Source organism: Phenylobacterium sp. (assembly GCF_041913825.1).
Classification (GTDB): Bacteria; Pseudomonadota; Alphaproteobacteria; order Caulobacterales; family Caulobacteraceae; genus Phenylobacterium.
Window position 1 is genome coordinate 132,267 of the sequence record NZ_JAYSEO010000004.1, and the last position, 19,503, is coordinate 151,769.

16 protein-coding genes are annotated in these 19,503 nt (G+C 71.9%); 5 read left to right on the plus strand and 11 right to left on the minus strand.

Features of this window, described 5'->3' with window-relative positions; all coding sequences use genetic code 11:
• Positions 1–18 precede the first annotated feature (18 nt).
• Positions 19–1,551, plus strand: coding sequence for a cation:proton antiporter (locus ACE3Q8_RS04245; protein WP_374468995.1), 1,533 nt, complete (start codon positions 19–21; stop codon positions 1,549–1,551).
• 11 nt (positions 1,552–1,562) lie between these two features.
• Here the strand turns inward: ACE3Q8_RS04245 and ACE3Q8_RS04250 are convergent, their stop codons facing one another.
• The 6 genes from ACE3Q8_RS04250 to ACE3Q8_RS04275 form a co-directional block, all read right to left on the minus strand.
• Positions 1,563–3,644, minus strand: a complete 2,082-nt coding sequence (locus ACE3Q8_RS04250; RefSeq protein WP_374468996.1) for a S46 family peptidase — start codon at positions 3,642–3,644, stop codon at positions 1,563–1,565.
• 281 nt (positions 3,645–3,925) lie between these two features.
• Positions 3,926–4,477, minus strand: a complete 552-nt coding sequence (locus ACE3Q8_RS04255) for a hypothetical protein (RefSeq protein WP_374468997.1) — start codon at positions 4,475–4,477, stop codon at positions 3,926–3,928.
• A gap of 181 nt (positions 4,478–4,658) precedes the next feature.
• On the minus strand, positions 4,659–6,245 hold the full coding sequence (locus tag ACE3Q8_RS04260; RefSeq protein WP_374468998.1) for an amidohydrolase: 1,587 nt from the start codon (positions 6,243–6,245) through the stop codon (positions 4,659–4,661).
• Between the two features lie 244 nt (positions 6,246–6,489).
• Complete coding sequence (locus ACE3Q8_RS04265) at positions 6,490–7,320, minus strand: TIGR00266 family protein (protein WP_374468999.1); 831 nt, start codon at positions 7,318–7,320, stop codon at positions 6,490–6,492.
• A 16-nt stretch (positions 7,321–7,336) separates the two neighbouring features.
• Positions 7,337–7,807: a nuclear transport factor 2 family protein gene (locus ACE3Q8_RS04270; RefSeq protein ID WP_374469000.1), complete on the minus strand. Its 471-nt coding sequence runs from the start codon at positions 7,805–7,807 to the stop codon at positions 7,337–7,339.
• A gap of 62 nt (positions 7,808–7,869) precedes the next feature.
• The gene (locus ACE3Q8_RS04275; RefSeq protein WP_374469001.1) at positions 7,870–8,646 is read right to left on the minus strand and encodes an RNA methyltransferase; all 777 of its coding nucleotides are present in this window, start codon (positions 8,644–8,646) and stop codon (positions 7,870–7,872) included.
• A 101-nt stretch (positions 8,647–8,747) separates the two neighbouring features.
• On the opposite strand from ACE3Q8_RS04275, the gene bla reads away from it, so the two are divergent.
• A complete protein-coding gene (gene bla / locus ACE3Q8_RS04280; protein ID WP_374469002.1) occupies positions 8,748–9,701 on the plus strand; it encodes a class A beta-lactamase in 954 nt (317 codons plus the stop codon).
• Between the two features lie 90 nt (positions 9,702–9,791).
• Positions 9,792–11,012: an NADP-dependent isocitrate dehydrogenase gene (locus ACE3Q8_RS04285; RefSeq protein WP_374469003.1), complete on the plus strand. Its 1,221-nt coding sequence runs from the start codon at positions 9,792–9,794 to the stop codon at positions 11,010–11,012.
• An 84-nt stretch (positions 11,013–11,096) separates the two neighbouring features.
• Here ACE3Q8_RS04285 and alaS read toward each other — a convergent pair whose 3' ends face one another.
• From alaS to ACE3Q8_RS04300, 3 genes are all read right to left on the minus strand, one after another.
• Positions 11,097–13,745, minus strand: a complete 2,649-nt coding sequence (gene alaS, locus ACE3Q8_RS04290) for an alanine--tRNA ligase (protein ID WP_374469004.1) — start codon at positions 13,743–13,745, stop codon at positions 11,097–11,099.
• Positions 13,746–13,961: 216 nt separating this feature from the next.
• Complete coding sequence (gene recA / locus ACE3Q8_RS04295; RefSeq protein WP_374469005.1) at positions 13,962–15,029, minus strand: recombinase RecA; 1,068 nt, start codon at positions 15,027–15,029, stop codon at positions 13,962–13,964.
• A 231-nt stretch (positions 15,030–15,260) separates the two neighbouring features.
• Positions 15,261–16,088, minus strand: coding sequence for a CPBP family intramembrane glutamic endopeptidase (locus tag ACE3Q8_RS04300; RefSeq protein ID WP_374469006.1), 828 nt, complete (start codon positions 16,086–16,088; stop codon positions 15,261–15,263).
• Positions 16,089–16,149: 61 nt separating this feature from the next.
• Here ACE3Q8_RS04300 and ACE3Q8_RS04305 point away from each other — a divergent pair, with 61 nt between their 5' ends.
• Positions 16,150–16,632 (plus strand): HXXEE domain-containing protein, encoded by a 483-nt coding sequence (locus ACE3Q8_RS04305; protein ID WP_374469007.1) that lies wholly within the window; start codon positions 16,150–16,152, stop codon positions 16,630–16,632.
• Here ACE3Q8_RS04305 and ACE3Q8_RS04310 read toward each other — a convergent pair.
• The gene (locus ACE3Q8_RS04310; protein WP_374469008.1) at positions 16,629–16,925 is read right to left on the minus strand and encodes a DUF2218 domain-containing protein; all 297 of its coding nucleotides are present in this window, start codon (positions 16,923–16,925) and stop codon (positions 16,629–16,631) included. The genes ACE3Q8_RS04305 and ACE3Q8_RS04310 overlap by 4 nt on opposite strands.
• Entirely contained in the window at positions 16,925–17,488 is a 564-nt protein-coding gene (locus tag ACE3Q8_RS04315; RefSeq protein WP_374469009.1) for a PadR family transcriptional regulator, read from the minus strand. Before ACE3Q8_RS04315 ends, ACE3Q8_RS04310 begins: the two co-directional genes overlap by 1 nt.
• Positions 17,489–17,730: 242 nt before the next feature.
• Here ACE3Q8_RS04315 and ACE3Q8_RS04320 point away from each other — a divergent pair, with 242 nt between their 5' ends.
• Positions 17,731–19,461, plus strand: a complete 1,731-nt coding sequence (locus tag ACE3Q8_RS04320; protein WP_374469010.1) for an ATP-binding protein — start codon at positions 17,731–17,733, stop codon at positions 19,459–19,461.
• Positions 19,462–19,503: the final 42 nt, after the last annotated feature.

Consider the following 19,503-nt stretch of genomic DNA (forward strand, 5'->3'; position numbering starts at 1 on the left):
CAGGAGGTCCCCGCCCGGATGCACGTCTTCGAGTCCCTGCTGGCGCTGCTGCTCGGCGCCACCGCGCTCTCCGCCGTCGCCCGACGGGTGAACATCCCCTACCCGACCCTGCTGGCGGTGGGCGGCGCCTTCCTGGCCTTCGTGCCGGGCGCGCCGGCGCTGGAGCTGCCGCCGGACCTGATCCTCGCCCTGTTCGTCGCCCCGGTGCTGCTGGACGCCGCCTACGACGCCTCGTTCCGCGACCTGCGCCGCAACTGGATCCCGGTGACCTCGCTGGTGCTGGGCGCGGTGGCCGTGACCACGCTGGCGGTGGCGTTCGCCGCCCGGGCCCTGGTGCCGGACCTGCCCTGGGCGGCGGCGGTGGCGCTGGGCGCGCTCGTCGCGCCGCCGGACGCCGTGGCGGCGCTGGCCGTGCTGCGCCACGTCAACCCGCCCCACCGGATCCGCATGGTGCTGGAGGGCGAGAGCCTGCTCAACGACGCCTCGTCGCTGCTGATCTACCGGCTGGCGGTGGCGGCGATGGCGGCGGGCGGGTTCAGCCTGACGCGGGCCGCGCCGACCTTCGCCCTGGTGTTCGTGGGCAGCGTGGCGGTGGGCTGGCTGCTCGCCCGGCCGATGCGCTGGCTGACCCAGCAGATCCACGACGCGCCGTCCTCGGTCATCCTGCAGTTCGTCTCCACCTTCGCGGTCTGGCTGATGGCCGAGCGGCTCGGCCTCTCGGGCGTCGTGACCATCGTGGTGTTCGGCCTGACGCTCGCCCGCGACGGCTCGGCGCCGATGCCGGCGAACCTGCGGGTGCCGTCCTTCGCCATCTGGGAGACGGCGACGGTGGTGCTCAACGTGCTGGCCTTCACCCTGGTGGGCCTGCAGCTCGGCCCGATCCTGGAAGGCCTGAGCCCTGCCGAGCGGCTGACCTACCTGGGCGCGGCCCTGGCGATCCTGGGCGTGGTGATCGTGGTCCGGATCGGCTGGGTCGCGGCCCACCACCTCGCCGTGGTCGCCGCCCACCGGCTGAGCGGCGGCCGCACCGCGCCGGGCGACGCCCGGGCCATGGCGGTGGTCGGCTGGTCGGGCATGCGCGGCATCGTCAGCCTGGCCGCCGCGCTCGCCCTGCCGGAGGGCTTCCCCTACCGCGACTTCATCCGCTTCGCCGCCTTCGTGGTGGTGCTGGGCACGCTGCTGCTGCAGGGCCTGACGCTCGGGCCGCTGCTGCGGCTGCTGCGGCTGCCCCGCGACACGGTCGTGGAGAGCGAGCTGCGCATCGCCCGAAAGGTGGCGCTGAAGGCGGCCATGACCGAACTCGACGGCGACGACAGCCCGGCCGCCGACCGCCTGCGCCAGGAGTACGCCGAGGCGCTCGGCCAGGCGAAGGACGGTGGCAGCCCGCAGGACTGGCCCGAGAACGTGCTGCGCCGGCGTCTCGTCGCGGCCTCGCGGCGGGCGATCGCCGAGCTCCGGACCCGTGGCGACATCGGAGACGACGCCTACCGCCGGGCCGAGGAGGAGCTCGACCGGCTGGAGCTGAGCGCCGGCGCGGCGGCCGGCGGCTAGCCGGCGCGGCCCTAGCGGCGGCGCCCGCCGTTCAGCTCGCGGACCAGGCCGTTCAGGCCATAGACCTTGGCCAGCGCCTCGGTCGCCGCGGCGGTGGAGACCACCACCGTGCGGTTGATGGTCCCGTCGTAGCCGTAGGCGCCGCCCAGCGAGTGGATGTTGCCGTCGAAGGCGGCGCCCAGCACCTCGCCCCTCGCGTTCACGACCGGCGAGCCGGAGTTGCCGCCGATGATGTCGTTGGTGGTGACGAAGTTGTAGACCACCGACTTGTCCAGCTTGGCCTCGGCCTGCGCCCAGCGCGGCGCGAGCGCGAAGGGCTCGGCGCCGGTGGCCCGCTCGTAGAGGCCGCCGATGGTGGTGAAGTGGGGGATCGTCTGGCCGCGGTAGGTCCAGCCGGCGACCTTCCCGTAGGAGAGCCGCAGGGTGAAGGTGGCGTCCGGATAGACCTGGTCGCCATAGACCGCGAACCGGGCGCGGGCGATGCGCTCGGCGGCGCGGTCGGTGGGACCGGCGACCTCGGAGTCCCAGCTCTGGCGGACCGCCCGCGCGGGCGGGTCGAGGCGCAGGGCGAGCTGGATCATCGGGTCGTCCGACGCCTGGATGGCGGCCATCCCGCCCTCCCAAAGGCGGCGGCGCTCACCCGGGTCGCCCAGCGTCGAGGCCTTCACCACCCGTGCGGCCAGGCCCTCGGGGCTCTCGCGGCCCAGCAGCATCTTCACCGCCGGATCGTCGACGGTCAGGTACTCGCGGGTCTTGAGCAGCCAGTGCTCCAGGTAGACCTGCTCCAGCGCCGGGTCGACGGGCCGGGCGTCCAGCAGCGTCTTCTCCAGCAGCGGCAGCCGGGTGTCGGCGTAGGACGGCAGGCGCTCGGCCGAGGGCTTGGCCCGCTCCTGGGCGGCGCGGACCAGGTCGCGGGCGTAGTTGAACAGCAGCGAGCCGCCGCCCGCCGCCTGCTCGAGCTGGCGGTAGCGGACGAAGTGCGTGGCCGCGGCGGCCTGGGCCTTGGCGATCTCGCCCCAGGGGTCGCCGATCTCGGCGGCGAGCTGCGGGTTGGCCGCCACCTTGCTGCGCAGCTCGGCCTCCCCCGCGCGCTTGGCCTGCATGAAGGCGGCGTCGTTCAGCGCGAACTGGCGGCCGAAGAACACCTTGTAGGAGTTCTCCAGGCCGGTGAGCGGGTCGGTGGCGATCCGCTTGTGCTCCGGGCTCTCCGACGAGAACTGCAGCAGCCGGCCGCGCAGCTCGGAGCGCTGGAGCTGGGCCACCGGGATCATCAGGTCGCGCTGGGTCTCCAGTTGGGCGACGGTGAGCATCCGGTCCGTGGAGCCGGGGTTGCCGGAGACGAAGGTCACCTCGCCTTCCTTGGGCGCACGGGACACCCAGGTCAGGTGCTGGGGCGTGGCGACCGGGCGGCCGTTCTCGTACAGGCGCAGGAAGCCCATATCGAGGTTGAAGCGCGGGAAGTTGAAGTTGTCGGGGTCGCCGCCGAAGAAGGCCGTGGCGTACTCCGGCGAGAACACCAGGCGGACGTCGGCGTACTTGCGATACTTGTAGAGCTTGAACTGGCCGCCCCGGTAGAGGCTGACCACCTGGCAGCGCAGGGCCTTGTCGTCGCCGCAGCCGGCCTTCTCGGCCTGGGCCATGGCCGCGTCGCGGGCGCGCACGAAGTCCTGGCCCGCCTTGCCGGCGGTGGCGGCGCGGACCTGGTCGGTGACGTCGGTGATCTGGGTCAGGATCTCGGCCTGCATCCCCGGGCAGGTGCGCTCCTCCTCCCGGGTGGCGGTGAGGAAGCCGTCCTTCACATAGTCCTTCTGCGGCGAGGACAGGTCCTGCACGCATTCGATGACGCAGTGGGCGTTGGTGAGCACCAGGCCTTGCGGCGAGACGACCGAGGACGAGCAGCCGGTGGTCAGGCGTACGGACGCGCCGCGCACCCGGTCGAGCCAGGCCTGGTCGACATTCACGCCATAGGCCTCGCGGACCTTGGCCGAGGGGAAGTTGTCGTAGGTCCACATGCCCTCGTCGGCGAGGGCGGGGGCGGCGACGAGGCCGGACGTGGCGAGCGCGGCGACGCAGGCCGCGGTGACGAAACGCATGCGAGGGCTTCCCTGTACGGGCCTTCGGACGGGCCCCGAGCGGTTTTAGCGCACGCGGCGGGCCGGGCAACGGCGCCGGTCTCTCCCATCCTTCCGGTGTCATCCCGGTTTGCCGCAGGCGAAGACCGGGCCCCATAGACACGAGTGCGGATTTCGAGGCGCAGGCGGAGAGGCCGGCGCCTTCGGGGGAGGACGTCGTGTTCATGGGGCCCGGTCTTTGGCTGCGCCCAAACCGGGATGACAGGGGTGTGTGGTCGGGCTGCCGCCTGAGCGCCGGACGGTCAGCTCGAATCGGCGGCGGCCGGTTCGGCGGTGGTCTCCGCCGGCCTTCGGCCGGGGATGGCGTAGATCAGGGTGGGGTCGGCGCCGATGGCGTCGCACGCCTCGATGACGAGGCGGTGGACGTCGCGGGTGAGGAAGTCCTCGCGCGTTCGGGCCTCATCGAGGAAGGCGTCCAGCCGGTCCCAGATCGGGTCGCCCTCAGGCGGGCGGAGCGGCAGCTCGCGGCCGGTCTCGGTGATGCGCCAGTCGGGCGGCTCGTGCTCGGACCAGAAGGTGTCGCCGACCCGGGCGCGGACGGCGTCGGCGCGCTGCTCGACGGCCTGGTCGTGGGCGTCGGCCTCCGCCCGGCGGGCGGTTTCGGCGAGGCCGGCGGCTTGCTGCGTCTCGCGCGCCGCCTCGTCCTTGTAGCGGATGACCTTGAGCTCCAGCGCCAGGGTCTGGCGAAGGCCGCGGGCCACGCGGTGGAAGGCGGCGGCGAGGCGGACCGCGTCCTCGGCGCTCTCGGCGGCGAGCGCCCGTTGCTGCAGGTCCTGGGCGAGTTCCAGGCTCATGCCCGCGAGCGCCCGGAGCGTCACCGTGTGGCGGTCTTCAGCGAGATGGGTGGGCTCGGGCGACATAGAACAAAAAGAGAACACGCGGAGACCGTGTTGTCAAGGTTTTGCAGCCTGACGGAGGATGCGCGGCTTCCCCACCTCCCCCCGAGCCGCAGGCCGGGGGGAGAGGAGGCTTGCGCTACTTGGTCTCGGGCGGCCGCTCCAGGGTCGGCCACTTGACGCCGAGCTGGTCGAGGTAGGTCGGGTGCTTGGCGGGGTCGTAGTAGTAGGCCTTCATGGCCGGCCGGAAGCGGGCCATGACGTCCGCGTTCATCTCCACCGCCGGCTTGTCCGCGGCCTCGATCATCGGGACGTAGCGCTCGGTCTTGGTCTGGACGTTGGTGAAGTAGTCCTTCGCCGCCGCCCGCAGCTTCGGCTGGGTGAGCAGGTCCAGCGTGGTCATGGCCACCACCTTGGAGCCGGCCACCACGCCCTTGTGCGCGATCGGCGTGGCCATGGAGATGGCGTTGGCCCAATTGTGGCCCGGCAGGCCGGGGATGTTCGACGGATAGCGGACGGTGATGGTCGGCACGACCCAGGAGATGTCACCGATGTCGTCCGACCCGCCGCTCTCCGGGTTCTCCTTCGGCGGCTCCAGCTTCTCGAGCTCGGTGGCGAGGCCGTCGCTCTTCTCGGCCTTCACCTCCTTCTGCACGGCCTTGGCGAAGGCCTGGTCGTCGGCGGTCCACTTCGGCAGGCCCACGGCCTTGATGTTGGCGTAGGCGGCTTCGGCCATGGGCTTGTTGAAGTGCCGCGGCGCGGCCGTGCCCAGCACCCGACGCTCGACCGTGGTGTCGGTCATGGTGGCGGCGCCGTCGGCGATCTTGTTGCCGATGGCGTAGAGGTCCTTGATCCGCTGGAAGTCCTGCTCGCGGAAATAGTACCAGACGCTCGCCCGCTCGGGGACGACGTTGGGCTGGTCGCCGCCGTCGCGGATCACGTAGTGCGAGCGCTGCGCCGGGCGGATGTGCTCGCGCCGGAACTCCCAGCCGGCGTTCATGAGGCTGACCGCGTCGAGCGCCGAGCGGCCCATCCACGGCTTGCCGGCCGAGTGCGCGGTCCCGCCCTTGAACGTATACTCCACCGAGACGAGGCCGGTGCCCGACGGCTTGCCCCAGTTGGTGCCGAGGTTGTCGCCCACGTGGGTGAAGATCACCGCGTCCACGTCCTTGAAGACGCCGTCGCGCACCATGTAGGCCTTGCCGGCCACCAGCTCCTCGGCGACGCCCGGCCAGAGCATCAGCGTCCCGGCGATGCCCTCCTTCTGCATGATGTCCTTCACCGCGAGCGCGGCGACGACGTTCAGCGCCTGGCCGGAGTTGTGGCCCTCGCCGTGGCCCGGGCCGCCCTCGACCAGCGGCTTGCGCCAGGGGATGCCCGGCGTCTGCGAGGCCTTGGGGATGCCGTCGATGTCGGAGCCCAGGGCGATCACCGGGCCGCCGGTCTTGTTGGTCCAGGTGGCCACCCAGCCGGTGGGCATGCCCGAGACCCCGCGGGTGACCTTGAAGCCGTTCTTCTCCAGCACCTCGGTGATGTAGCGGGAGGTCTCCACCTCCTGGAACCCGAGCTCCCCGAAGGAGAAGATCTGATCGTTCATCTCCTGGGCGAGCTTGGCGCGGGCGTCGACGCCGGCGATCGCCTGCTTCTTCAGGGCCGGCAGCGAGGCGCCGTGGGCGGCGGTGGCGAACAGCGCCGCGGCGAGCGCGAGCGAGATGGACTTGGACACGGTGAGACTCCCCCCAACTGAAGGCGCGACGCTGGACGAGGAGCGTGGCGGTTGTCCAGAGGAGGGCGCCGATTCCGCCCCAGCCGCCGGCGCGTTTGCACGTTGCGGGGGCGGAGACATCCCTAAGTCGCTCCCCCCGCCGGGGAGCTGTCGGCGAAGCCGGCTGAGGGGGTCGGAAGCGGCGTCCGAGCGGACCCCCTCCGGCCCTTGGGGCCACCTCCCCCGGCGGGGGAGGGACTGAAGGTCAGCGGTTGCCGCCGATCAGGTCGCCGAGGCCGCCGAGGATCGAGCCTTCGCCGGCGTTCTGGCCCGTGCCGCCGGCGGCGGCCAGCATCCGGCCCGCGAGCCTGGAGAAGGGCAGCGACTGGATCCACACCTTGCCCGGTCCGGTGAGCCTGGCGAAGAACAGGCCCTCGCCGCCGAAGAAGACGCTCTTCACCCCGCCGGCCATGACGAGGTCGAAGTCCACCGAGGGCGTGAAGGCGGCCAGGCAGCCGGTGTCCACGTGGATCTGCTCGCCGGGCGCGAGCGTGCGCTCGACGACGGTCCCGCCCATCTGGACGAACACCCAGCCGTCGCCCTCCAGGCGCTGCATGATGAAGCCCTCCCCGCCGAACAGGCCGGTCATCATCCGCCGCTGGAAGTGGATGCCGATGGAGACCCCGCGCGCGGCGGCGAGGAAGCTGTCCTTCTGGCAGATCAGCGTGCCGCCGAGCTCGGCCAGGTGCAGCGGCAGGATGGCGCCGGGCGTCGGCGAGGCGAAGGCCACCTTGGCCTTGCCGGAGCCGTTGTGGGTGAAGACGGTGGTGAACAGGCTCTCGCCGGTGACCAGCCGCTTGCCGGCCCCGAGCAGCTTGCCCATGAATCCCTGGCCCTGGCCGCCCGAGCCGTCGCCGAAGACGGTGGTCATGCCCACGACGGCGTCCTTCCAGACCAGCGCGCCGGCCTCGGCGATAGCGCTCTCGCCGGGGTCGAGCTCGATCTCGACGAACTGCAGCTCCTGGCCCTTGATCTCGAAGTCGATGTCGTCGGCCAGGGCGGCGCTGCGGTGGTGGCTCCAGGGACCTTGGCTCATGGGATGCTCCTAGCGGTCAGGCGGGTTCCGAGCCGTGGAAGAGGCGCCACTTCCACTGGCCGTGCGAGAGTTCGAAGACGCCGGTGAGGCGATAAGGGCGGCGCTGCTCGGCGCCGGCCTCGCGGACCACCGCGTGGCCCTCGGCGTGCAGCCAGGCGATCGGGCCGTGGACCGAGACCTCGACCTCGCGCCAGTCGTAGGACAGGGTCTCGGTGCGCCCGTAGAGGGTGCGGAAGTGGGCCTCGAGGCCGGCCCGGCCGCGGGCGACCTCGCCCAGCTCCGAGCCCACCAGCAGGGTGTCCTCGTCAGGCATGAACTCGTCGACGACGGCGGGGTCGCGCTTGGAAAGCCGCTGGTTCAGGCGCACCAGCGCCTGGCGGACGCCGCGCTCGGCCCCCTTGCGCGGGGGCGCCGCGGCGCGCGGGCCGAACCCCAGCACCAGCAGCAGCGCGGCGCCTGCGGCGAGCAGTCGGGTCACGGCGGCCATGGCTCAATCTCCTGATCCGGCGGGGCGGCGATACTTCCCTCGCCCGGCCGGGAGGGCAAGCCTCAGCCCTCGTCCTTCCGCCTGGAGAGCTTCTCCAGCACCTTGCCCCGACCGCGCGAAAGCGCGGTGACCACGCCGCGCAGGGTGCGGACCTCCTGGTCGGTGAACCGCGCCCGGCCAAGCGCCGCGCGGAGGTTCTGGACCATGGACGGCGTCTTCTCCGGCGGGTGGAAGAAGCCCGATTCGGTCAGCTCCCGCTCCAGGTGCTCGTAGAGGCCCATCAGCGCCGCGCCGTCGGCGGGCGGCGCGCCCTCGCGGAACTTCGGCGGCGGGGCGTCGGCCACGGTGGTGCGCCACTCGTAGGCGTTGATGGCCACGGCCTGGGCGAGGTTCAGCGAGTGGAAGCGCGGGTCGATGGGGATGGTCACCACCGCCTGGCAGAGCGCGATGTCCTGGGTCTCGAGGCCGGCCCGCTCGCCGCCGAACAGCAGGCCCACGCGCTGGCCCTCCGCGGCCGCGTCGGCGAGCTGCCGCGCCGCCTGCCGGGGCGTGATCACCGGGAGCTGCAGCTCGCGGGGACGGGCGGTGGTGGCGAACACGAGCTGCAGGTCGGCGATGGCGCCGGCCACGTCGTCGTAGACGCGGGCGGCGTTCAGCGGCCAGTCGGCGCCGGAGGCCGAGGCCCAGGCCCGCTCCTGCGGCCAGCCGTCCCTGGGGTTGACCAGGCGAAGGTCCTTGAGGCCGAAGTTGGCCATCACGCGGGCCGTCGCGCCGATGTTCTCCGCAAGCTGCGGGGCGTTCAGGATCACGACAGGTTCGGGGATCGACGTTTCACTCATCGCGCGCGTTGTCGTTTCAGGAGGTCCCCCTGGCAACCCTTCCCCGCCGCCATTTCCTGAGCCTCGGCCTCGCCTTCGGCGTCGCGGCCTGCGAGCAGGACATGCCGCTGACGGCCTCGACCACCCCGCAGCTCGACATGCGCCGGCTGGACGCGGGCGCCGCGGCGCTGGCCGCCCGCGCGGCGCCGGCCGCCCTGGGCTTCGGCCTGATGAACCTGGAGAGCGGCGAGCACTACACGATGAACGGCGACCGCCGTTTCCCCATGCAGAGCGTCTTCAAGGCGCCGCTGGGCGCCGCGGCGCTGGCCGAGGTGGACGCCGGCCGGCTGGCGCTGGACGAGGCGGTGATCGTGGAGGCGCAAGACCTGTCGCCCGCCTGGTCGCCGATCGCCGACGCCTGGCCCGCGCGGCGCGACTACACGGTGGGCGAGATCCTGGCGGCGGCGGTGACGGACAGCGACAACACCGCCGCCGACCTGCTGATGAAGCGGATCGGGGGGCCGGGGGCGGTTTCAGCCTGGCTGGGCGCCGAGCGGCTGAACGAGATCCGCGTGGACCGCTACGAGCGCGAGCTGCAGACCGAGATCTACGGCATGTCGTCCTTCCGCCCGGACTGGAAGGGCCCCGGCTTCGAGCAGGCCCGCGCCACCGTGCCCGAGGCGACCCGCCGCGCGGCCATGGCCGCCTACATGCGCGACCCGCGCGACACCGCCACGCCCAGGGCCACGCTGGACTTCCTGCTGCGGCTGGACCGGTACGAGCTGCTCTCGCCGGCGTCGACGCGGCGCCTGCTGCAACTGATGCTGGCGACGCCCCGGGGGCGCGACCGGCTGCTGGCCGGCTTCCCGGCGGGGTCGCGGTTCGCGCACAAGCCGGGCACCTCGGGGACGCACCTCGGGATCACCACGGCCTTCAACGACGTGGGCCTGGTCACCCTGCCCGACCGGCGGAGCTATGCGGTGGCCGCCTTCCTGTCGGGCTCGACGCTGTCTCCGGAGGGGCAGGCCGGCCTGCTCGCCGAGCTCGGCCGGCTGGTGAGCGCCAGCGTGGGCTGATCTACCGCCCCCTTGGCCTTTGCGTCGGGGGCCGGGGCGGTTATACGGCCCCCCACACTGGAAGTTCCCCCCCTCGGAGCGCCCCGCCACATGGCCAAGATCAAAGTCGCCAACCCCGTCGTCGACCTGGACGGCGACGAGATGACCCGCATCATCTGGAAGCTGATCAAGGACAAGCTGATCTTCCCCTTCCTCGACCTGCCGATCGAGTACTACGACCTCGGCATGGAGCACCGCGACGCCACCGACGACAAGGTGACGGTCGAGGCCGCCGAGGCGATCAAGAAGCACGGCGTGGGCATCAAGTGCGCGACCATCACCCCCGACGAGGCGCGGGTGAAGGAATTCAACCTCAAGAAGATGTGGAAGTCGCCGAACGGCACGATCCGCAACATCCTGGGCGGCGTGGTCTTCCGTGAGCCGATTATCTGCCGCAACGTGCCGCGGCTGATCCCGGGCTGGACCCAGCCGATCATCGTCGGCCGCCACGCCTTCGGCGACCAGTACAAGGCCACCGACTTCCGCGTGCCCGGCAAGGGCAAGCTGACCATCAAGTGGGACGGCGAGAACGGCGAGACCATCGAGCACGAGGTGTTCGACTTCCCGGGCGGCGGCGTCGCCATGGGCATGTACAACCTCGACGACTCGATCCGCGAGTTCGCCCACGCCTGCTTCGCCTACGGCCTGAACCGCCAGTATCCGGTCTACCTGTCGACGAAGAACACCATCCTCAAGGCCTATGACGGGCGCTTCAAGGACATCTTCGCCGAGGTCTTCGAGGCCGAGTACGCCGAGCAGTACAAGGCCGCCGGCCTGACCTACGAGCACCGCCTGATCGACGACATGGTGGCGTCCGCGCTGAAGTGGTCGGGCGCCTTCATCTGGGCGTGCAAGAACTACGACGGCGACGTGCAGTCGGACCAGGTGGCCCAGGGCTTCGGCTCGCTGGGGCTGATGACCTCGGTGCTGGTGACGCCGGACGGCAAGACCCTGGAGGCCGAGGCCGCGCACGGCACCGTCACCCGCCACTATCGCCAGCATCAGCGGGGTGAGAGCACCTCGACCAACTCGATCGCCTCGATCTTCGCCTGGACGCGGGGCCTGGAGCACCGCGCCAAGCTGGACGGCAACGAGGAGCTGTCGCGCTTCGCCCGCACGCTGGAGCAGGTCTGCGTCTCGACCGTCGAGAGCGGCTCGATGACCAAGGACCTGGCGCTGCTGGTCGGCGACACCCAGGGCTGGCTGACCACCGAGGGCTTCATCGACAAGGTGGCGGCCAACCTCGAGAAGGCGCTCGGCGAAGCCGCCTGAGCGCCCCGCCAGGGCTGACATGAAGACGGCGGCCGGGGCGACCCGGCCGCCGTTTTCGTCGGCGGACGCTGAGGCGGCGGTGGCTTACGCGCCCGCCAGCGCCTTCTTCACGGCGGAGAGGCCCTCGGCGGCCTTGGAGCCGTCGGGCGCGCCGCCCTGGGCGAAGTCCGGCCGGCCGCCGGCGCCCTGGCCGCCCATGGCCTGCACCGCGGCCTTGGCGAGCTCCACGGCGTTGAAGCGGCCCTGGGCCTGGCCGGTGACGGCGACGGTCACCGCCGCCTTGCCCTCGGCCGAGCCGACGAGCGCGATGACGCCGTCGGGGAGCTGCTTCTTGAACTCCTCGGCGATGGGCCGCAGGTCCTTGCCGCCGACGCCTTCCATGACCCGGGCCATGACCTTCACGCCGCCGATCTCCTCGGGCCCCGCCGCCGCGCCGCCGCCGCCGCCGCCCATGGCGAGCTGGCGCTTGGCCTCGGCGAGGTCCTTCTCGAGCTTGCGGGCCTGGGCCTGCAGGGCGTCGACGCGGGCGGCCACCTGGTCCACCGGCACCTTGAACTGCTCCGCCAGCGACTTGGACACCTGCGCCTGCTCCAGCAGGTAGCGGCGGGCCGCCTCGCCGGTGAGCGCCTCGATCCGGCGGACGCCGGCGGCGATGCCCTGCTCCGAGACGATCTTGAACAGCGCGATGTCGCCGGTGCGCGAGACGTGGGTGCCGCCGCACAGCTCCACCGAGTAGTCGCCCTGCCCGTCCAGCGCGCGGCCCAGCGTCAGCACGCGCACGGTGTCGCCGTACTTCTCGCCGAACAGGGCCATGGCCCCGGCCTCGATGGCCTCCTGGGCGCGCATGTTCTTGGTCTGCGCCGGCAGGTTCTGGCGGACCACCGCGTTCACCTCGGCCTCGATGCGGTCGATCTCCTCGGGCGTCAGCGGCTGGCCGTGACTGAAGTCGAAGCGGATGCGCTCGCCGTCGACCATCTGCCCCTTCTGGGTGACGTGGCGGCCGAGCACGTTGCGCAGGGCCGCGTGCAGCAGGTGGGTCGCGGAGTGGTTCGAGCGGGTCGAGGCGCGGCCCTCGGCGTCGACCGCCAGGCGCACGCGCGCGCCGGCCGCCAGCGCGCCCTCGAGGATCTCGAGATCGTGCACGTGGAGGTCGCCGGCCTGCTTCTGGACGTCGAGGACGCGGCCGCGGCCGCCGTCCCACTCGGCCTCGCCCTTGTCGCCCGCCTGGCCGCCGCTCTCGGCGTAGAAGGGCGTGCGGTCGAACAGCGCCTGAACGGTCTGACCGGCGCCGGCCTGGTCGACTTCCTTGCCGTCGGCGACGAGGACCAGCAGCTCGCCGGTGGCCTCGGTGGTGTCGTAGCCGATGAACTCGGTGGGCCCCAGCCGATCGCGGATCGCGAACCACTCGGCCGCCGCGGCCACCTGGCCGGAGCCCGCCCAGTTCTCGCGGGCCTGCTCGCGCTGGCGCGCCATGGCGGCGTCGAAGCCTTCCAGGTCGACGGTCAGGCCCTTGGCCCGCACCGCGTCCTGGGTGAGGTCCAGCGGGAAGCCGTAGGTGTCGTAGAGCTTGAAGGCGGTCTCGCCCGGCAGGACGTCGCCCTCGTTCAGGCCCGCGGTCGCCTCGTCGAGCAGCACCATGCCGCGGCCGAGCGTGCGGCGGAACCGCTCCTCCTCCTGGCGCAGGGTGTCGACGATGGCCGGCTCCGCGCGGCGCAGCTCGGGATAGGCGTCGCCCATCAGTTGCACGAGGGTCGGCGCGACGCGGTGCATCAGCGGCTCGTCCGCGCCCAGCAGGTGGGCGTGGCGCATGGCGCGCCGCATGATCCGGCGCAGCACGTAACCGCGGCCCTCGTTCGAGGGCGTGACGCCGTCGGCGATCAGGAAGCTGGTGGAGCGCAGGTGATCGGCGATCACCCGGTGCGACGGGGTGGTCTCAGCGCCCTCGGCCCGCAGCTCGCGCTTGGCGGCCGCGATCAGATCCTTGAACAGGTCGACGTCGTAGTTGTCGTGCACGCCCTGCAGCACGGCCGCGACGCGTTCGAGGCCGGCGCCCGTGTCGATGGACGGCTTGGGCAGGTTCGTCCGCGTGCCGTCGGCGAACTGCTCGAACTGCATGAAGACGAGGTTCCAGATCTCGACGAACCGGTCGCCGTCCTCGTCCGGGCTGCCCGGGGGACCGCCGGGGATGTGGGCGCCGTGGTCGTAGAAGATCTCGGAGCACGGGCCGCAGGGGCCGGTGTCGCCCATGGACCAGAAGTTGTCCGAGGTGGCGATGCGGATGATCTTCTCGTCCGGCAGGCCGGCGATCTTCTTCCAAAGGCCGAACGCCTCGTCGTCCTCGTGGTAGACGGTGACCAGCAGCTTCTCGACCGGGAGCTGGAACTCCTTGGTCAGCAGCTCCCAGGCGTGGCTGATCGCCTGCTCCTTGAAGTAGTCGCCGAAGGAGAAATTCCCCAGCATCTCGAAGAAGGTGTGGTGGCGCGCGGTGTAGCCGACGTTGTCGAGGTCGTTGTGCTTGCCGCCGGCGCGGACCGACTTCTGCGAGGAGGCCGCCCGCGGCCAGGGCGCGGTTTCGGCGCCGGTGAAGTAGTTCTTGAACGGCACCATGCCGGCGTTGACGAACAGCAGGGTCGGGTCGTTCTGCGGCACCAGGGGAGCCGAGGCGACGACCTGGTGATCCTTCCGACCGAAGAAGTCGAGGAAGTGGGTCCGGATCTCGTTCGGGGTCGCCATTGGAATTCCGATAACGGGTGTGGTCGCGATGTTCCCCTAAGTGGGGGCGGGCGAGGGTTTACGAAACTAAGCCGCGACCGCAAAGAAAAAGGACGCCTGAGGGGGCGGTCCCTCAGGCGTCCGGTCTCGCCCGGCGTCATGCCCCGCGTGGGGTGGCCGGGATCGGCGTGGGTTGGCGGGCGCCGCCCTGGCCGCGGAGCCGCCGGGCGAGAAGCCTTATTCCTCCCCGTCCTCGGGGCCGCCCACGAGGAGCTCTTCCTCGATGGTCGACTTGGCGCCGCGGACGGCGCGCTCGATCTCGTTGGCCATGTCCGGGTTCTGCTTGAGGAACTCGCGGACGTTGTCGCGGCCCTGGCCGATCCGGGTGGAGTTGTAGGAGAACCAGGAGCCGGACTTCTCGATCACGCCGGCCTTCACGCCGAGGTCGATGATTTCGCCGAGCTTGGAGATCCCCTCGCCGTACATGATGTCGAACTCGACCTCGCGGAACGGCGGGGCCACCTTGTTCTTCACCACCTTCACGCGGACGTTGTTGCCGACGATCTCGTCGCGGACCTTCACCGAGCCCGTGCGGCGGATGTCGAGGCGCACCGAGGCGTAGAACTTCAGCGCGTTGCCGCCCGTGGTGGTCTCGGGCGAACCGTACATGACGCCGATCTTCATCCGGATCTGGTTGATGAAGATGACCAGGGTCTTGGCCTTGGAGATCGAGGCGGTGAGCTTGCGCAGCGCCTGGCTCATCAGGCGGGCCTGAAGGCCGGGCAGGCTGTCGCCCATCTCGCCTTCGATCTCGGCCCGCGGCGTCAGCGCCGCCACCGAGTCGACGACGATGACGTCCACGGCGTTGGAGCGCACCAGGGTGTCGGTGATCTCAAGCGCCTGTTCGCCGGTGTCGGGCTGGGCGACCAGCAGGTCGTCCAGATTCACCCCCAGCTTATGGGCGTAGGACGGGTCGAGCGCGTGCTCGGCGTCCACGAAGGCGGCGGTGCCGCCGGCCTTCTGGACCTCGGCGACCACGTGCAGGGCGAGCGTCGTCTTGCCCGACGATTCCGGCCCGTAGATCTCGATGATGCGGCCCTTGGGCAGGCCGCCGATGCCCAGCGCCAGGTCCAGGCCGAGCGAGCCGGTCGACACCGACTCGATCTCCACGACCTTGCCCTTGTCGCCCAGCTTCATGACCGAGCCCTTGCCGAAGGCCCGATCGATCTGCGTCAGCGCGGCCTCGAGCGCGCGCTGCTTATCTCCGTCTTCTTTCGCCACGAGTTTCAACGCCGATTGAGCCATGTCCAACCCCTTCTATCCCACGATTCCGCCAACCCGGCTGGCGTTCGACTCGCGGTCGAGGACGAGAGCTGTACCGCCTTCGTTCTCTGTTCGCAAGATGTTCCGGCCCATCGTCCCGATGGGAGCGGTCCTGCGCCGCGGCCGCAGGACCATCCCGCGGCCTGGGTGTTGTGGGGCCAGGCTGCGTCAGAACCGGACGTAGGTTCTTCGCGGCCGCCTCAGGCGCGCCTGCTACCCGCCGCCACGGCGCAGCAGAGCCGGCAGGACGGCGAGCGCGGCCAACGCCGCCGCCGCGGCGGCGGCGACCTGGTAGGCGCTGGCGTAGTGAGCCCCGGCGGCGGGGAAGGCGGCGATGCGCGACAGATTCAGCAGGGCGTGGAACAACACGACGGCGAACAGGCTGCCCGAGCCCAGGTAGAGCCAGCCCATCACCAGACGAAGGGCGACGGCGCCCAGCGCCCAGGCGGCGACGTCCAGCCGCGTGGCCCCGATCTGGGCCATCGACGGCAGATGCCCAGCCCACCAGGGCGCGGCCAGGACCAGGGCCGCGCCCACCGCGCCGAAACGGGCGCGCAAGGGATCATAGGCATAGCCCATCCAGCCCACCTCCTCGCCAGCCGCGAGGACGAGGAACAGCGGCAGCAGCGCCGCGAGCCGCAGGAGGTCGAGGGCCGGGGCGGGCTCGGCCATGCCCGTCATCCGCACCGCGAGGGCGGCGCCGAGATAGATGGCGGGCGGCAGGAACAGAGTCGCGGCCAGCCAGCGGGGCCGGCGCAGCACCGCGAGGTCGACCGTCCGCCGCAGGAGGGCGAACGCCACGCCCGAGCCCTCGCGGACGGCGCAGAGCAGCAGGGCCGCGGCCATCGGGGCGAAGGCCAGCAGCAGGTCGGTGGTCGGGATGCGCAGCGAGCCGATCACCCCGAAGCGGTCGCTGGCCAGCCACAGGGGAACGGCGAGGCCGGCCAGGACGAGGAAGAAGGCGAGCGGCGAGGCGGGGCGCGCCGCCGACAGGCCGGCGGGCGGCCGGATACGGGAGCGGGATCGGGTCGGCGACGGCACGGGCGCTTCCGGGCTGGGAAGACAACAGCCTGAACCGTGGCGCCGCCGGCCGCCTTGATCCATGTCACGTGAGGAGATGCTAGGCTTCGGCATGGGCGCGGCCGGAGCATGGGACGAAGCGCGTGGGCGGCGACCGCTGGCCGCCGGGCTGCTGCTCGGGGCCGTGCTGCTGCACAACCTCGAGGAAGGCCTGACGTACCCGGCCGTGCGCTCCGAGGCGGCCGCCCTGCTGGCGCGGCTGGGGGCGCCGCTCGCCCTGCCGGGCGCCGCGGCGTTCCAGGCCGCCCTGCTGGCGGTGAGCGTGGCGGCTGGCGGGCTGCTCCTGTGGGCGGCGCGAACCGCCCGAGCGGACGCGGGCTGGTGGGCGCTGCGGGCCACCGCTGCGGTGCTGCTGGCCAACGTGCTCGCGCCGCACGTCCCCGCCGCGATCGCGCTCGGCGGCTATGCGCCAGGCGTGCTCACGGCGGTGGCGGTCAACCTGCCGCTCGGCGTGTGGGTGCTGACCCGGAAGCGGCCGCGACGACCGACGGCCGCGGCCTCCTAGGCCCGACGCCAGTCGAAGACCAGTTCCTCGCGGAAGGCGAAGCGGACGAGGTGGCGGACGACCACGTCCTTCAGGGCCTCGAGCTCGTCGGCAGCGGCCGGCGTCACGGTGATCCGCAGGCCGTCGCCGTCGGCGGCGAGGTCGCAGACGCCGATCGGGAATTCGATCCGCCCCACCCCCTCGGCGTGGCTGGCCGGAATCCGGTGGGCGAAGTGCTTGCAGAGCTGGACGAGATATCTGGCGGCGTGAGCCGTCGCCACCTCGGCCACGCTGCGGACGGGCGCCTCGCCCATCAGCTCCGCTCCACCGTGCGGGCGGCCTCGTCGAGGGTGGCGGCGATGGCCTCTGCAGCCTCGGGGGTCAACCCGCCCTGACGCAGGCGCAGGCGCAGCGCGAGCTTCAGGTTCTCCATGGCGCGCACCACCTGGGCCGGGACCTCGCGCCGGCCGCCGCCGCCGGCTTCGCGGCCGCGGGCCCTCAGACCGTCCACCGCCGCCCGGTTGGCCGCCAGGAAGGCCTCGCCCTCCTCCGTGACCCGGTAGCGCTTGCGGCCGCCCTCCTCCGCCTCGGCGGCGGCGTAACCCATGTCGTCGAGCCAGGAGAGCGTCGGATAGATCACCCCCGGGCTCGGGCTGTAAGCCCCGCCGAAGGTCTCCTCCACGTCCTTGATCAGCTCGTATCCGTGGCGCGGGCGCTCGGCGAGCATGGACAGGATCAGCAGGCGGAGCTCGCCATAGTCGAAGAAGCGTCCGGCCCGGCCGCCGCGATGGCGCCCGCCGTGGCGGCCCCAGGAATGATGATGTCGGCCAGCCTCGTCGGTGGCGGTGAAGCGGCTCTGACAGCCGTAGCGATGCATGTGCCTCATGAGAGCCGATATAGTCCGCGATATATCGGACTGCAAGATATATCGCGATCTATTCGCCATGGGCGCGATCGGCGTGGAGATCTGTCGCTGGACGGCGCGCCGTCTGGCCGACCGCCTTCCCGCCGCCGCCCCGGGAGTTGGCGGCGGGCGGCGCAGACCAGGCCGGCCGCCTCGGGAACGGTTCGTTAGTCGCCGTGTGGTGGAATAGCGGGTTCCGGATGGAGATGCGCCAGATGCGGGCCGGCCGCGACTTTGCCCTGATCGCCCAGGCGCGGGCCCGCGAGCGGTTCACCCGCATGGGGGCGGCGACCGTCGTGGCCGGCATCAGCTACGCGCTGGCCCCGTCGATGTGGCCGTGGCTGTGGCTGGCCGCCGTCTCGCTGGCCCAGATCCCCGACGGCCTGGCGTTCGGCCCGTTCCTGAAGTCCGAGGACGTGCAGCCCACGCAGGGCCAGCGGCTGTTCTGCGCCTTCGCCACGGCGCTCAGCACCGGCCTCTACGCGAGCATCTCCACCTACCTGTGGCTCAACGGCGGGTCCGCAGGGCTGGCCGTCACCATCATCCTGCTGGCCGCCAGCCTGGTGCACGTGGGCGTCCACATGCATCACGACCGGACGATCCTGGCGGTGGCGATCACGCCCTTCCTGCTGCACTGGTTCGCCCTGCCGCTGGCGAGCAGCGCCACCCTGGGACCCGCCGGGGTGATCTCCATCGTGCTCGCCGGCGCCCTGTTCCTGGCCCACATCTGGATCGCCATCCGCAACGGCTGGATGAACACCGAGGCGCTGCGCGAGGCCCGGGACGAGGCGGACGCCGCGAACCTGGCCAAGAGCCGGTTCCTGGCCACGATGACACACGAGATCCGCACGCCGCTGAACGGCATCCTGGGCATGGCCCAGGCGATGGACGCCGATCCCCTGCCGGGCCCACAGGCGCAGCGGCTGACGGTGATCCGCCAGTCGGGGGCCGCCCTGCTGGCGATCCTCAACGACGTGCTGGACCTGTCGAAGATCGAGGCCGGCAAGCTGGAGATCGAGACCGTGCCGTTCGACCTGGCGGACGTGGTCACCCACGCCGCCCAGGCCTACGCCGGGACGGCCGAGGCCAAGGGGCTGCGGCTGTCGCTGGACATCGACCCGGCGGCGGACGGCCGCTACCTGGGCGACCCGACCCGCATCCGGCAGATCTGCTACAACCTGCTGTCGAACGCCGTGAAGTTCACCGAGGCGGGCGGCGTGCGGGTGGCCGTCCGCCGGGCCGGCGAGGCCCTGGAGGTGAGCGTCGCCGACACCGGCCCGGGGCTCGCGCCCGATCAGCTCGCCCGGCTGTTCGAACGCTATGTCCAGGCCCAGCCGTCCGATTTCCGCACCCACGGCGGCACCGGGCTCGGCCTCGCCATCTGCCGGGAGCTGGCCGGGCTGATGGGCGGCGAGATCCGCGCCGAAAGCACGCCCGGCGAGGGCTCGACCTTCGTCCTTGCGCTGCCCCTCGCCGCGGCGCCGGCCGACGAGGCCGGCGAGGCCGCGGTCGCCGCCGCGCCCTTGATGTCGGGCGCAATCCGCGTGCTGGCGGCGGACGACAACGCCACCAACCGGCTGGTGCTCCAGACCCTGCTCGCCCAGGCGGGGATCGAGCCCGTCCTGGTCGACGACGGCGCCCAGGCGCTCGAGGCCTGGCGGGCGCAGGACTGGGACGTGATCCTGCTGGACGCGCAGATGCCGGTGATGGACGGGCTGGAGGCCACGCGGCGGATCCGCGCGGAGGAGGCCCGGACCGGCCGCCCGCGCACGCCGATCCTGGCGCTGACCGCCAACGTCATGACCCATCAGTTGGCCGAGTACCGCGCCGCCGGGATGGACGACTGCGTGGCCAAGCCGATCGAGGTCCAGCGCCTCTACGCCGCGATCTCCGAGGCGCTGGCGGCGGAACCCGACCAGGCCGCGCGGCGGGCGGCGGCGGGCTGACCGAACGCCGGCGCCCGTTGCGGAGGGGCCCGGGGAGTGGCA

Coding starts and splice junctions, on each gene's coding strand:
- ACE3Q8_RS04245 (WP_374468995.1), top strand. CDS start 19: ATGCACGTCTTCGAGTCCCTGCTGGCGCTGCTGCTCGGCGCCACCGCG.
- ACE3Q8_RS04250 (WP_374468996.1), bottom strand. CDS start 3,644: ATGCGTTTCGTCACCGCGGCCTGCGTCGCCGCGCTCGCCACGTCCGGC.
- ACE3Q8_RS04255 (WP_374468997.1), bottom strand. CDS start 4,477: ATGAGCCTGGAACTCGCCCAGGACCTGCAGCAACGGGCGCTCGCCGCC.
- ACE3Q8_RS04265 (WP_374468999.1), bottom strand. CDS start 7,320: ATGAGCCAAGGTCCCTGGAGCCACCACCGCAGCGCCGCCCTGGCCGAC.
- ACE3Q8_RS04270 (WP_374469000.1), bottom strand. CDS start 7,807: ATGGCCGCCGTGACCCGACTGCTCGCCGCAGGCGCCGCGCTGCTGCTG.
- ACE3Q8_RS04275 (WP_374469001.1), bottom strand. CDS start 8,646: ATGAGTGAAACGTCGATCCCCGAACCTGTCGTGATCCTGAACGCCCCG.
- bla (WP_374469002.1), top strand. CDS start 8,748: ATGCCGCTGACGGCCTCGACCACCCCGCAGCTCGACATGCGCCGGCTG.
- ACE3Q8_RS04285 (WP_374469003.1), top strand. CDS start 9,792: ATGGCCAAGATCAAAGTCGCCAACCCCGTCGTCGACCTGGACGGCGAC.
- alaS (WP_374469004.1), bottom strand. CDS start 13,745: ATGGCGACCCCGAACGAGATCCGGACCCACTTCCTCGACTTCTTCGGT.
- recA (WP_374469005.1), bottom strand. CDS start 15,029: ATGGCTCAATCGGCGTTGAAACTCGTGGCGAAAGAAGACGGAGATAAG.
- ACE3Q8_RS04305 (WP_374469007.1), top strand. CDS start 16,150: ATGTCACGTGAGGAGATGCTAGGCTTCGGCATGGGCGCGGCCGGAGCA.
- ACE3Q8_RS04310 (WP_374469008.1), bottom strand. CDS start 16,925: ATGGGCGAGGCGCCCGTCCGCAGCGTGGCCGAGGTGGCGACGGCTCAC.
- ACE3Q8_RS04315 (WP_374469009.1), bottom strand. CDS start 17,488: ATGCATCGCTACGGCTGTCAGAGCCGCTTCACCGCCACCGACGAGGCT.
- ACE3Q8_RS04320 (WP_374469010.1), top strand. CDS start 17,731: ATGCGGGCCGGCCGCGACTTTGCCCTGATCGCCCAGGCGCGGGCCCGC.